Here is a 12,132-nt window from a genome sequence, read left to right as displayed (position 1 = left end):
GGCGCGGTGCACGCGGCTATCACGCAACCATGGTCCAATGGCCAAGTGGAAGCTCAGATCACCAAGCTCAAGCTGGTCAAACGGCAAATGTACGGGCGCGCTAAGCTCGATCTCCTTCAGGCTAGGCTGATTGGCGCGCCATAAACACAATCACGATCATCGAATATGCGTCAGAGCCCCTTTTGGATGCCGATAGGGGGTCCCAGTCGAACGCCGATTGACATCTTTCTACACGGCCGGCAGAGGCCGAAACGAGGAGGACGGAGGGCGAGCCCGCGCGGTATCACCAGCCGCGACCATCCCGCCGGCCCGTACCACGCCCAGCACCCCAGATTTGAACGGAGGGCCCGTTTCCGCCGACGAGAGCACCTGTTGCTTAAGGCCGGGCTGGAAGCGGTCGATCAGAGCGCAAGGCGTCCGGAGGCCGGTCAGCTCCACGATCGCCGTTGGTCCAAGCTCGATGAGCGTCCGGAGAGGCATCCGCTCAAGGTCCAGACCGGCAGTGGTGATATTCTCGCCCAGGTCCCCCGCTGCGACCTGGAAGCGGGCATCGGAAAGGGATGCAAAGAGCTCGGTCGGGATGAGGTGCACCTGCCGGAGATTGGGTAGGCGCGGCTGCCGACGGGCGAGATACCGGTGCTTGACGAACGCGCCAGCGTGGGCGTCGCCTTCGACGCCATGGCCTTCCACCAGCATGATCCGGTCCTGCGGCGGTTTGCTGAAGTGGTGATCGCGATCGGCGGCAACTGCGACCACGGTGCCCTCCAGCGAGAAGCCGTGCCCTTGCTGCATCAGGCCGCCCGGGCGAACGAGCGCCGCTTCTGGCGGAGGTAGCGCGTGATCTCCGGAAGAGCCATCGCGTTCAGGACCCGGTCGGCGGGGACACCGCCCTTCCGAGCCATCTCGACGCCCCAGTGCATGTGGTCGAGCTCGGGGATCGAGTGCGCGTCCGGATTGATGCTCATCAAGCAGCCGAACTCAAGGGCGGCCTGGTGCCAGCGCCAATCCAGGTCGAGGCGCCATGGATGGGCGTTGATCTCCACCACGACGTCATGCTTGGCACAGGCGCGCAGCACCTTGTCGACATCGATCTCGTAGCCTGGTCGCCGCTGCAGCTGGCGCCCGGTCATGTGGCCGATGATGGTGGTGTGAGGATCGGAGATGGCCCGAAGCAGGCGCTGCGTCTGCGCCTTGCGGTCGAGTTTGAAATGGCCGTGGATGCTCGCGACCACAAAGTCGAAGCGCTGCAGCACGTCGTCTGCATAGTCCAGCGAGCCGTCGGCCAGAATGTCGGACTCGATGCCTTTCAGGATCCGGAAATCCTTGCCGAAGCGCTTGTTCAACCGGTCCGCGTCCCGGTGCTGCTGCGCGATCTCTTCCTCCGAGAGACCGCCGGCGTAGTGCGCGGACTTGGAGTGGTCGGCGACCCCGAAATACTCGAAGCCGCGCTGGCGCGTCGCCTTGGCCATCGTCTCCAAGGTCTCCGTGCCGTCGGAGGCATCGGTGTGGCAGTGAAGGATTCCGCGCAGGTCCTTGTCAGTGACGAGCTTCGGCAACTTGCCCTTCAGCGCCAGCTCGACCTCGCCGCGGCCCTCACGGAGTTCAGGATCGATGAACGGCAGGCCGAGGGCACTATAGATCTGGGCCTCGTCGCCGGCGATCAGGGTGCGACCCTTGTGCAGCCCGTCGCTCTCCAGCCGCATTCCTTTCTCCGCGGCCAAAGCCTGGAGCCTCTCGATGTGAGCGGCTGAGCCGGTGCCGAAAAGAAGGGAGGCGCCGAAGCGATTGCGGTCGGACAAGCGGATTTGCAGTCCGTCCGCCGCCGACGGCTTCGGTTCCTTGGCGGCCTCCGGTGCTTCCGCAACGATGGTGAGATCGCCGACGAGTTCGCAGCCGCGACGGAAGTCGCCGGCGATCGTGACGCGCTTGAGCTCGGGCTGGGACTTTCTGATCGAATCCTTGGCATGTGCCAGCAGGACGGCGGCACGGTGCAGGGGGAGCCGACCTTCTCCGCTTTTCGCGATGGCCAGGTTCTGGAGGATCTTGGTCTGCAGCGCGGCGCCCAGTCCCTTGGCCTTCTTGATGCGATCGTCCTTGGCGGCGGCCTCCAACTCGGCGAGCGAGGTGATACCGAGATCCTTGTAAAGCCGCAGCACCTTCTCGGGGCGGAGACCGGGCACAGAAAGCATCTCGAGCACGCCCTCGGGTATCTCCTTCCGGAGCTTTTCCAGGGTCGGATGAGAGCCCGTCTTGTGAAGCTTGGCGATAATGTCAGCGATCGCCTCGCCGACGCCGGGGATTTCCTTGAGCCGGTCTTCAGCGATCAGCACATGCAGAGGGACGGCAAGGGCTGCCAGGCTGTCGGCGGCCCGGGAATAGGCTTTTGCCCGGTAGGGGTTGCCGCCGCGCAAAACGGTGCGCTGCGCATATTCCCGCAGCAGGTTTGCTACACCACGGGTGTCGAGGGAAGGCATTCAACAAGCCTCCCGTCCCGCGTCCTGCGACCTCGGCGGACTAAAGCAAGTCCCAGCGCCCGAGCCTTGGCCAGGCGGACGGTCGAGAGACCTCTCCAGCCTCTGGGCTGCCCGGAAGTCTTCAAGGTGCTGCGCATTCGGGCCGTAAGCGGCCTCTTTCTTGAGAAGATTATAGATCCGCCCGGCCAGCAGCTGCAGATGCTTCATCCTGCCGTGCGGCATGGATCGGGCCTTGCATAGAGCTCGGACAGCGTAAGCCCGAAAGTAGTCGAAAGCGTCTGACATAATGTCGATAACGCTCGGTCTCCCCTATGGTTCGGTTACTGGCCTGGCCCTGCTGGAAGGGCGCCCCAAAGCATCGGCTCGACCCAACGCCTAGGAACGAAACGCAGCAGCGTGGCTTCTTCGCTAAAGGAGTCGCGCAATGAAACGCTTTGGCATTGCAGTTGTCTTAGCTCTCGTCATCCCTTGTGCAGCATTTGCGCAAGGTGGGGGTGGCGGAGGCGGCGGCGGTGGTGCCGGCGGATCTGCCGGTGGAAGCGCTGGCGGTGCGTCGTCGTCTGCAGGTGCAGGGGGTTCGACTGCAGCATCTCCGTCCGGTACAGGAGGCGCAGGCGCCGCGAACTCGGGCGGGACGGCAAGCCCGTCGGCCACTGCCCCGAACGCAAATACCAATCCAACCACCGGCACCACCAATGCGATAACCGGTATCGCCAATGGTACTCCTACTCCTCAATCCGGGCTTAATCAGGGAGCGGCCAATGGAAACAGCACGAATGCCGCAAGCCCCCGCACCAATGCTGCCGGAACCGCAGCTTCATCCGGAACGCCTGCTGCCAATAACCAAGGGGCCGCCGCGGGCGGCATCGGTCGGCCGACGACCACTGATCAACACGATAGTGACGCCAAGATCGATCAGGAGAACAGCAAAGTCGACCAGACCGTGAAAAAGATATGCAAAAATTGCTAAAGTTTGGACGACAGAGGTGATGGGCCGCAGAACCTTCGGCGTCCGGCGCGGCAGCGACGAGGCCCTAGGCCGGTTCGGGTGCATTAAGGCGTCTACACAAAGGGTCAGCCTCCATAACCCGCGGAATTCCATTCACGGTGGCTAGATGGCCCGGCGGCTGCGACCGGCCAACAAGCAGAGTGCCAACAACCCGAACAACTCGAACGCCCAGTCGCCGTCCGGGCAGAAGTAGCAGGCCCAGGGCGCTGCGACAGCGCGCCCCGCTCGTTGCGAGCGAGTAACCGACACAGATCCTCGGACCTGCCTTAGGCCAATCTGAAACTGATTAGCGCCCGTTGGATTGGTCGGCATGACCGAGCGGGTCTTTACGACGGCATCAAGGGTGACGTGTGGGCGCGCGAAATCCACGAACGAATATCCCGTCGTGAAGCACCAGCCAAACATCAGCTCAGGCGGCCAGGTCTCCTACACGGATATCGGCGAATGCCTGCGTAGCGGCGCCGGTGGCCCGGAACGCCAGCAATTGCTGAAGTCGATCGATACCGTGCTGCACGGCTGAGAAAAGGCGCTCAGGCCGACCACTTGTCCTCCTCCCGGCGGGCTTCGTCGTCGTTGATGCGCTCGGCGAAGTCGGCAGCGATTTCAGGATCCTTAGTAGTGGCGATGGGCTCGCCGTCCTGCTTCTTGATCTTCTGTCCTTCGGCGGTCACCGGAAAATCATCGGAGTCCAACGGCTTCTTGGAAGTGGACATATGTGTTGCTCCTGTAGCGACGACAATAGCACGCCCGAACCACTCCGGGGTTGTTCAGGGAAATGTACTTAGCCAGACGAAGCCGTCCGTCGTTCGGGAAGTTGCGGAGGGGCAGCAGATCACATCGGATCGCGTAGGGCGCCGCAGCAGGGGAGCAACATTTTGCCTCCTAGCCTTGAAATGGTGCTGCAAACATCCATTTAACCTCCCATCACCATCCCATTGGATGGTGGAAAATGGATGTACCATGGCCGAAAATGTACGCGAATTGCGACCCCGGTCTCCCGACACGGAGAAGATCACGATCAATCTGGGCTATGTCGATCTCGGCCAGGTCGATCTCATGGTGCAGGAAGGGTTTTATTCGAACCGCACCGATTTCATTCGGACCGCAATCCGCAACCAGCTCGAGCGGCACGCAGACGTCGTCAAGCAGTCGACGGCCCGCAAAAGTCTGGACTTGGGGCTTCGTAATTATGCCCGCGTCGACCTCGAACGAGCGCGACGCGCCGGGGAGATGCTGCACATCAACGTTCTCGGCCTGGCGACCATCGATCAAGACGTCACGCCCGAGCTGGCCCGCGCCACAATCGCCTCGGTTTCGGTGCTCGGTGCCCTTCATGCCACTCCTGCGGTCAAGGCCGCTCTCGCCGACCGAACGAGGTGAAACGATGCTGAATCCAGACATGGTTCGCGAAGCGACTCGCCTCACACGTGCCGGCCAATTGGTCGAAGCCACTGCACTGCTGCAGCGAATGCTGCGTGGCGACGCCGGCCCCGCAGCGACAAGGGGAAATGCTGCGCCTGTCGAGCGTGCGAGACTCGAGCCGGCGATACTCGAACTGAAGGCCAATGTCGTCGAGGAGAGGGGGAGCGGGCCGTCCACGCAAGCCACGCCTGCCACACGACACAAAGGCCCCCCGCCCTTCGGCGGCATGAAAGATCTTTCCGGTTTCGGCATGCCAGGTCCAGTCGGGCGCGCTCCACTGTCCAAGGCGGATATTGCACCGGACGGCACAAGGTTCGTCGCTGCCACCTTCACCAACGCGGCGGGAAGCCGGACCTACAAGCTGTTCATCCCCAGCCGCACTGATGGAGGACCGCGTCCCCTCATCGTCATGCTTCATGGCTGCACCCAGTCACCGGACGATTTCGCCGTCGGCACCCGGATGAATTTTCTGGCGGAAGAGCGGAATTGCTTCGTTGTCTATCCGGAGCAGCCACGCGGAGCCAACCATGCGAAATGCTGGAACTGGTTTCGCACGGGGGACCAGCGGCGGGATGGCGGGGAGCCTTTGCTGATCGCCGGCATTACCCGCCAGATCATGCGGGAGCATCCTATCGATCCCAAGCGCGTCTACGTCGCAGGCCTGTCGGCCGGCGGGGCCGCCGCGGCCATCATGGGTGCGACGTATCCCGACCTATACGCCGCCGTCGGCGTTCACTCCGGGTTGGCCTGCGGGGCTGCCAGCGACCTTCCGTCCGCACTCGCCGCTATGCGGCAGGGCAGCGCTGGACCGATCGGGACGGCTGGCGCGTCGGTGCCCACCATCGTCTTCCATGGCGATCACGATACCACGGTGCATCCGAGCAATGCTGAGCGAATTCTCCGTGGGCCGGGCGAAGATGCGAGCCTGAGGACGAAGATTCTTCGCGGGCGAGTACCGGATGGGCACGCGTATACCCGCACCATCCTCGCCGATGCAGATGGCTTGGACATGTCCGAGCACTGGAGCGTCCACGGGGCCGCCCATGCCTGGTCGGGAGGCAGTCCTGCCGGGTCCTACACGGATCCGCGCGGGCCGGACGCGACCAGGGAGATGCTGCGTTTCTTCCTGGAGCATTCGCTCGCAAGCTGAGATAGGGCGCGGCCTGAATTCACAATCCCTGATCCGATTTGACTGAACGCGACGGAGCGCGACCGGTGGGAGGTCTAGTCAGGCGTCGCCCGGTCCGGAGAAGATGGAAGCCGGCGGCGGGTGCCCGGGGCCGGCAGCCGCCGTCAGTTGCTCCAGATCGCCCCAAGGGCCTCCCTTGGCGTCGTACCGCTTGGCGAGACCCAGCAGACGACGTTGTCCGTGAACTAATCCGCGCTGATGATAGTTTAGCCCATTGCGCTTGCCTCGGCTCATACTAGGGAGTGGACGACGGATGACCTACGTGACAGACCGATCGAGCCCCATGGACGAGACGATCACCATCGCGGACCTCGTTCGCGATCCCTATCCAATCTACAAGCGCTTGAGGCGCCAAGCGCCCGTGTTGCGGGTCAAGTCAGTGGGCCGCACGTTTCTCACCAAGGCCGCTGACACTAAGTACGTCAAAGACAATCCAACCTTGTTCAGCTCCAATGATCCGAACACGCCCATGAAGCGCGCCTTTCTTGCGCATACGCTAATGCGGAAGGACCACGAGGAGCACCGGAGCGAACGCATGGCGATGATGCCCGCCTTGATGCCGAAGACAATTGAATCTGTCTGGGCGGCGCTATATGCGGACCTCGCGGAGGGGTATCTCGACCGTTTGCCGCGCGGCGAGGTTGTTGATCTGTTTCCAGCGCTCGCGGGGCCCCTTGCTGCACGGATGCTGGCGCATGCAATGGGCGTTCCGGATGCGAGCGATGAGGACATGCAGCGGTGGTCGCAGATGCTGATTGACGGTGCCGGCAATTTCGGCTGGACACCCGGCCCTTTCCAAGCAACCGACATCGCCAACGCGGAGATGGATAGATGCATCCGGGCTAATGCCGAGCGGGTGCGAGCCGAGCCAGACTCCTCCGCCCTCTCCTTCATGGTGAATGCAAAGAATCCGATTCCGGAAAGCCAGATGATCGCCAACGTGAAAATCGCAATTGGCGGCGGCATCAATGAGCCGCGGGACGCCCTGCTGACAGTGCTTTACGGTCTTTTAACCAACCCTGATCAGCTCGAGGCCGTGCGGGCAGAGGGCAAATGGCGCGCAGCCTTCGAGGAAGGAATCCGATGGGTGGCGCCGATCCAGGCCAGTTCACGGCTTGTAACGGAGGACACGGAAATTCGCGACTACTTCATCCCAAAGGGCGACACCGTCATGACAATCCAGGCCTCTGCCAACCGGGACGAGGACGTCTTCCAAGACGGTGAGAACTATAACGCCCTTCGCGAACCTAACCCTCACCAAGCATTTGGGAATGGCCCGCATCATTGCGCGGGCGCGCACCTCTCGCGGCGAACTGTGGGGGACATCCTCCTACCGCTGCTGTTCGAGCGCTTTCCAAAAATGACCTTGCCTGATCCAGTGAGTGTGCGTTGGCACGGATTCGGTTTCCGCGGCCCGCTCAATCTGCCGGTTCTGCTGCAGTAGCCTCCCAGCCGGCCTGCAGCTGTATTCGACACAGATAAAGCGGACAAAGCTCTTGGTTGGGCACTTCGCCGGTTTGTCCGAAAAGAGATAGAAGGCTCCCGGGCAGGCTCCCAAGCTAACTCGCGGGACCGCTAGGTGCCGATACTGGGGCTCGCGCAGCTCGAAGCTCGAGATCAGCGGACTCTAATTTCGTCGCCGCCCGGAATAGCCGGACGTTCGGCATACGTCGCAATCGATCCAGGAAAATCGCGGTCTCCTGAAGCGCGACGGCAGCGCCGGGGCAAGGGCTGGAGGCCATCACCAAAGCTCAGGAGGCTGTCTGGAGCTTTACTCGCTTATAGATCGCCACCCCCCGGACTCTGAACGGAAAGCCCGCCGACAGACTGCATTAGCCGTGGAATATCAGCCGGGATCTCCCGTGCGAGCAGTCCGAGTTGTCCGTTACGCTTCACCCACCTGCGTCCGGCTTCGCCGTGAAGATAGACGCCCCACGCCGTCGCCACTAAGGGCGGGGCGCCGCGGGCAGCCAAGCCAGCGATGATTCCAGCCAAAACGTCTCCCGATCCGGACGTGCCGAGAGCAATAGGACCTTGCTCGAAGCAGAGTTCTTCTCCTTCGGGCGAAACGACGTGTGTGCGCCCTCCCTTCATGGCGACGACGGCATCGAGCATGCGCGCCGCGGATAGCGCCGCAGCGATAGGATCAGTATCGATTTCCTTCTTGTCCATCCGCAGAAACGTCGCCATCTCTCCCGAATGAGGCGTTACGATCGTGGTCCTTCCGGGCGGCGCGGCAACTCCGTGCGAAGTCCTGAGGGACGTGAAGGCGGAAGCATCAAGCACGAAAGCCGGCCTGGTGGCACCGCCGATGAGTTCGGCTCGCAATTCCGCGATGGGTGCCTCGTCGATGAGGCCGGGACCCATCAGGACCGCATCGGCTTCCTTTGCGAGATCGACCAAGCGGACCGAATTCGACGGATCGATCTCGCCGGTGCAGGTCTCGCGGCAGCCGATAATTCTCGCCTCAGGCATGGCCATCCCGAGATGGCAGGCATTAGATTCGCAGGTCGCTATCTGAAGAACTCCTGCTCCGGACCGGAGAGCGCCTAGCCCCGCCAAGAGCGCCGCACCTGGCACTTCGACGCTTCCCGCGATGATCAGCACCCGCCCACGGGAATGCTTGTCCCCGCTTCCATCGTGGTCTGGGAGCGGATTCGCCGAAAGATAGGCGGCGTCGATCTTCACTTCGCTCATCGGGCAGCCACGTTCTCATCCGGCGCGGTCGTGACGGGGGCGCCCTCGCGCTTCAAGGGCGCAACGAAATTGTATCTCTTCAGGACCAGCCCCTGCGGACTTTCGGTCATCACCGAGTCGTATTCCGTCACGGCGCAGTTCGCGACGTCCCCCTCGGAATCGATCGACAATATTCGAGCTTCGTCCAGGTTTTCCAACAGGTACCGCATGCAGAGGACAACGACTTGATGGGCCACGATCAGCACGCGCTTTCCGCTGTAGTGCAGGCTGATGCTGTCGAGGACGCTCCTGAGCCTCAGGATGACGTCGCACCAGCTTTCGCCGGCCGGAGGTCTGAAGTAGAACTTTCCGACCCGTCCGCGCGCTTCCGCCAGGTCGGGGTGGCGCTGTTCGATGCCGAGCCGTGTCAATCTATCTAGGATTCCGAACTCCTTTTCTCGCAGCCGTTCATCTATGACGAGATGCACGAAATCTGGCGCGATCCCTCCCCGGCCTTGGATCACATCGGCGGTGTTTTTGGCCCGAAGGTAGGGCGAACTCAGGATGACGTTGGGCCGCCCCTCCGACGGCAAGGATGCGAACCAGCGGCCCAAAGCGTCCGCCTGCCGTTCGCCAAGTTCGCTTAGAGGTACGTCGACGTCGCGGGCTTCGATTTTGATCCAGGCCTCGCCCGCGGCATGCGCTGTGTCACGGGCCACATTACCTGCGCTCTCTCCGTGACGGACGATCCATAGCTTTGTCGGCCAGCGCTGCAAAATCACTCCCTCGGTCTCTGCGACCTAACGGAACTCCCAAACGCTGGTTCCTGGAAATGTGGAGCAGGAACTCTATTGGTGGCTCGCGCAGCGGGACAGGGCCATCGCAGAGCAGGCTTTGATTTTCTGGTGGCGTGATCCGGCTCGCTCACCCGCGTGCCGTTCGCACTAGCTCTGGCGCTGGCCTGATCTCGCCTTCGCCAAAGGGGGCGACCACCCATGCAGCGACGGCGCCGCTGCGCTCTTATGCGGGAACACGGCCACCAAAATAGCTAAGGCCGAGTTCGTAACGAGCGGCCCTGCGCGGCTCCTTACTTCGCGGCTCCTTACTTCCGCTTGAGCGCCGGGAACGGACATCATCGGCGCCGTCGAGAGGTCCGAGATGGGCCAAGGGACTAAACCGCTCGCGCGGTAGAACGCCGCGGCTGGCGACACGGCGAAGCAATAGGCGACAGCTCATCGTGACGAGCGGGGCAATTAGCCCGTAGCTGACGATGATTCGATGATTGAGGACGTGCTGATCTGGAAGGCGTGGCGGAGCACCAACCATTGCACAAGAGCCAACTCGAACCCTCGATCGCGATTGTGTGCAACGTCGCGCTAGTTGGACGAGTCGGAATCTCGACGTAAGCAGAGTTACAAATGCGGTGATGCTCTTGACGAGCAGATCGAAACAGTTTCGGCTCTGATAGCTCTGGGGGCTTTCCAGCCACCAGAGATCGGTTAGCCTCATGGCCTTCGAATATCGAGGAGCTCACGATTAGATTGTGTGGTGTGGTATTTTTGCTATAGCCAAGCCATTGAAAGTACAGGTGCCGCCAAACATCAAATCCCCATAGGCGATCGTCCTGATCGTCTGAAGGTTGTTTGACGCGACGTCCTACGTCCCCCCAGCGCGGTTTCCTCCTTTGGAGGCTTTCGGACGCCGGCCCCGTGTGCGCGGCAACACCGTCATAGGGCCGGCATCCGAAACCCTTCACAACAGCGGAACTCGCTACCTCTCAACTGCTTCAGCTTGATGGCTCTCTGTTCAAGACAAATCATGGCTTTGGAGGCGGGCGGTACGGCTCCGACCTGGTGCAGCAGCGCAAAGCAGTCGGGCACTCCCCAGTGCTCCACCAGCTTGTCCTTCACAAATCGACTCTCGTTTTTCGCCGTAGCCACCGGCCAAAGCGCCGGTCGCGATGAGAATCGTTCGTTTTGCGAAAGGTTGGGAACGCAAGTCGGGAGCAACAAATTTATTGTGTGCAGCGAAGGCTTGGCGATTGTTCGGCAAAAACAAGCTGACCGCGACAGCGCGGCGGCGAACGGGTTCTAGCGTTCGCCTCCTGACTTCCGTCTACTCTTTGAACGGACTGTCGCAGCACCGCTCCCACGGCCGCGAGGCCAACGGGGGGAATTTCCTGTAGCTCAAATGAGAGGCTGCGATGAACGGTGGGAGCCACTAGACGAAAACGCCACCGAGCCGAATAATGCTCAGTGGCGCTACGCCGGAACTGGAAACTGCAATCCTCCAGCAGAGGCTGACGCCCCGCTGGCGTTTAGGTTCAGGGCTGGGTTACTGTTGCTCCGTTCGCAACGGATAGCCGCTTTCTTCGCAGCGCAGCTCTATCAATTCAGCTATGCCATTACGCGATGCTATGTGCTTGTAGCGTCGACCGTCGCAGGGCTAGTCCCGATAAGAACGAAGCGGCCGATTGAGGAAGCCTTCCGGTGCGGAGCGATGGCGGATCACTCCGCAACTGACCATGAGGGCCTTTTACAAGCGCCCTCTGCAAGTCTGGCGATATCTCCGGCAATTTCCTTCACCTCGTTCGCCCAATTCGTCCTTGTTGAGGCAGGCTTGTCGCAATTCGGCGCACGCATCCCTCCGAACTGGCCGTTGGCAGGTCTCCCGGTATCTCCGGCAATTTCCTTCGCCCCGCTCACCCAGCGCGTCCTTGTTTTCGCACGCTTGCCGCAATTGCTCGCATTCACCTCGCATCCGAACGCCTCCCGGTCCAATCTCAACTGATTGGGAAAAGGCCGAGATTGGAATTACAAAAAAAGCAGCAGCTGCTGCTGCGCCGAACGCATGTTTTCGTATTCCTTGCAACATTTCTAATCCTCCACTTGGCTCGCGTGTCGACGGATTTGGCGGACGCAGTCCGCGCTATAGCATCTCGGTCCCCGCCACCCTCGACCTCAATGGTTCGGCCGGTGCGTCTCCGCTTAGCTTACTGTCCGGCTTGGAATTGGTTCCACGGCTCGGAACGGTAAGGTTCACCGCTTTCGGTTCGACCTTAAACAGTGGACATGAACGGCGGGCCAAGCGGACCGCTCAGAGACGAGGACGCACCCTCGAAGGCAATTTCCGGTTGGGGTCAAAAGCGTCGGGTTGGCCTTGGGCCGCGCGCTTCCACTCTAACCACATGAGCAGACATCGTAAGACTGGGCCTGCATGTCTCAAACGGGCCATTGGACTAAACCGCTCGCGCGGTAGGCACGACGGCCGGCAGCGCGGCTGAGAGGATAGCGCAACGAGGCGTCCTGTCTTGAGATGAGGGGTTCGCAACCTTCACCCAAGACAGGAGCATCCCCATGACC

The 12,132-nt window shown here is 61.7% G+C and carries 11 protein-coding genes; 5 read left to right on the top strand and 6 right to left on the bottom strand.

Annotation, left to right across the window (positions count from 1 at the left end; translation table 11 throughout):
* Nucleotides 1–228: 228 nt before the first annotated feature.
* Together ACIPUD_RS39215 and ACIPUD_RS39210 are read right to left on the bottom strand one after the other, a co-directional pair.
* Nucleotides 229–792: an MOSC domain-containing protein gene (locus tag ACIPUD_RS39215; protein WP_446482914.1), complete on the bottom strand. Its 564-nt coding sequence runs from the start codon at nt 790–792 to the stop codon at nt 229–231.
* Entirely contained in the window at nt 792–2,474 is a 1,683-nt protein-coding gene (locus tag ACIPUD_RS39210) for a helix-hairpin-helix domain-containing protein (protein WP_446482913.1), read from the bottom strand. The genes ACIPUD_RS39215 and ACIPUD_RS39210 overlap by 1 nt, the downstream gene beginning before the upstream one ends.
* Nucleotides 2,475–2,898: 424 nt before the next feature.
* Here ACIPUD_RS39210 and ACIPUD_RS39205 point away from each other — a divergent pair, with 424 nt between their 5' ends.
* Together ACIPUD_RS39205 and ACIPUD_RS39200 are read left to right on the top strand one after the other, a co-directional pair.
* Nucleotides 2,899–3,444, top strand: a complete 546-nt coding sequence (locus ACIPUD_RS39205) for a hypothetical protein (protein WP_446482912.1) — start codon at nt 2,899–2,901, stop codon at nt 3,442–3,444.
* A 349-nt stretch (nt 3,445–3,793) separates the two neighbouring features.
* On the top strand, nt 3,794–4,003 hold the full coding sequence (locus ACIPUD_RS39200) for a hypothetical protein (RefSeq protein ID WP_446482911.1): 210 nt from the start codon (nt 3,794–3,796) through the stop codon (nt 4,001–4,003).
* A gap of 10 nt (nt 4,004–4,013) precedes the next feature.
* On the opposite strand, the gene ACIPUD_RS39195 is transcribed toward ACIPUD_RS39200, so the two are convergent.
* Nucleotides 4,014–4,196 (bottom strand): hypothetical protein, encoded by a 183-nt coding sequence (locus tag ACIPUD_RS39195; protein ID WP_446482910.1) that lies wholly within the window; start codon nt 4,194–4,196, stop codon nt 4,014–4,016.
* Between the two features lie 247 nt (nt 4,197–4,443).
* Here ACIPUD_RS39195 and ACIPUD_RS39190 point away from each other — a divergent pair, with 247 nt between their 5' ends.
* From ACIPUD_RS39190 to ACIPUD_RS39180, 3 genes are all read left to right on the top strand, one after another.
* Entirely contained in the window at nt 4,444–4,863 is a 420-nt protein-coding gene (locus ACIPUD_RS39190) for a CopG family transcriptional regulator (RefSeq protein WP_446482909.1), read from the top strand.
* Nucleotides 4,864–4,867: 4 nt separating this feature from the next.
* A complete protein-coding gene (locus ACIPUD_RS39185; RefSeq protein ID WP_446482908.1) occupies nt 4,868–6,055 on the top strand; it encodes an extracellular catalytic domain type 1 short-chain-length polyhydroxyalkanoate depolymerase in 1,188 nt (395 codons plus the stop codon).
* Between the two features lie 292 nt (nt 6,056–6,347).
* On the top strand, nt 6,348–7,538 hold the full coding sequence (locus tag ACIPUD_RS39180) for a cytochrome P450 (protein WP_446482907.1): 1,191 nt from the start codon (nt 6,348–6,350) through the stop codon (nt 7,536–7,538).
* A gap of 335 nt (nt 7,539–7,873) precedes the next feature.
* On the opposite strand, the gene ACIPUD_RS39175 is transcribed toward ACIPUD_RS39180, so the two are convergent.
* The 3 genes from ACIPUD_RS39175 to ACIPUD_RS39165 all read right to left on the bottom strand — a co-directional run bounded on the left by ACIPUD_RS39175 (nt 7,874) and on the right by ACIPUD_RS39165 (nt 10,680).
* The gene (locus ACIPUD_RS39175; protein WP_446482906.1) at nt 7,874–8,791 is read right to left on the bottom strand and encodes an NAD(P)H-hydrate dehydratase; all 918 of its coding nucleotides are present in this window, start codon (nt 8,789–8,791) and stop codon (nt 7,874–7,876) included.
* The gene (locus ACIPUD_RS39170) at nt 8,788–9,552 is read right to left on the bottom strand and encodes a histidine phosphatase family protein (RefSeq protein ID WP_446482905.1); all 765 of its coding nucleotides are present in this window, start codon (nt 9,550–9,552) and stop codon (nt 8,788–8,790) included. The genes ACIPUD_RS39175 and ACIPUD_RS39170 overlap by 4 nt, the downstream gene beginning before the upstream one ends.
* Nucleotides 9,553–10,497: 945 nt before the next feature.
* The gene (locus tag ACIPUD_RS39165; protein ID WP_446482904.1) at nt 10,498–10,680 is read right to left on the bottom strand and encodes a hypothetical protein; all 183 of its coding nucleotides are present in this window, start codon (nt 10,678–10,680) and stop codon (nt 10,498–10,500) included.
* Nucleotides 10,681–12,132: the final 1,452 nt, after the last annotated feature.

The organism is Bradyrhizobium sp. CAR08 (genome assembly GCF_052871955.1).
The sequence above is the reverse complement of the archived record's forward strand: the minus strand, read 5'-3'. Positions and strand labels throughout refer to the sequence as shown.

Coding starts and splice junctions, on each gene's coding strand:
- ACIPUD_RS39215 (WP_446482914.1), bottom strand. CDS start 792: ATGCAGCAAGGGCACGGCTTCTCGCTGGAGGGCACCGTGGTCGCAGTT.
- ACIPUD_RS39210 (WP_446482913.1), bottom strand. CDS start 2,474: ATGCCTTCCCTCGACACCCGTGGTGTAGCAAACCTGCTGCGGGAATAT.
- ACIPUD_RS39205 (WP_446482912.1), top strand. CDS start 2,899: ATGAAACGCTTTGGCATTGCAGTTGTCTTAGCTCTCGTCATCCCTTGT.
- ACIPUD_RS39200 (WP_446482911.1), top strand. CDS start 3,794: ATGACCGAGCGGGTCTTTACGACGGCATCAAGGGTGACGTGTGGGCGC.
- ACIPUD_RS39195 (WP_446482910.1), bottom strand. CDS start 4,196: ATGTCCACTTCCAAGAAGCCGTTGGACTCCGATGATTTTCCGGTGACC.
- ACIPUD_RS39190 (WP_446482909.1), top strand. CDS start 4,444: ATGGCCGAAAATGTACGCGAATTGCGACCCCGGTCTCCCGACACGGAG.
- ACIPUD_RS39185 (WP_446482908.1), top strand. CDS start 4,868: ATGCTGAATCCAGACATGGTTCGCGAAGCGACTCGCCTCACACGTGCC.
- ACIPUD_RS39180 (WP_446482907.1), top strand. CDS start 6,348: ATGACCTACGTGACAGACCGATCGAGCCCCATGGACGAGACGATCACC.
- ACIPUD_RS39175 (WP_446482906.1), bottom strand. CDS start 8,791: ATGAGCGAAGTGAAGATCGACGCCGCCTATCTTTCGGCGAATCCGCTC.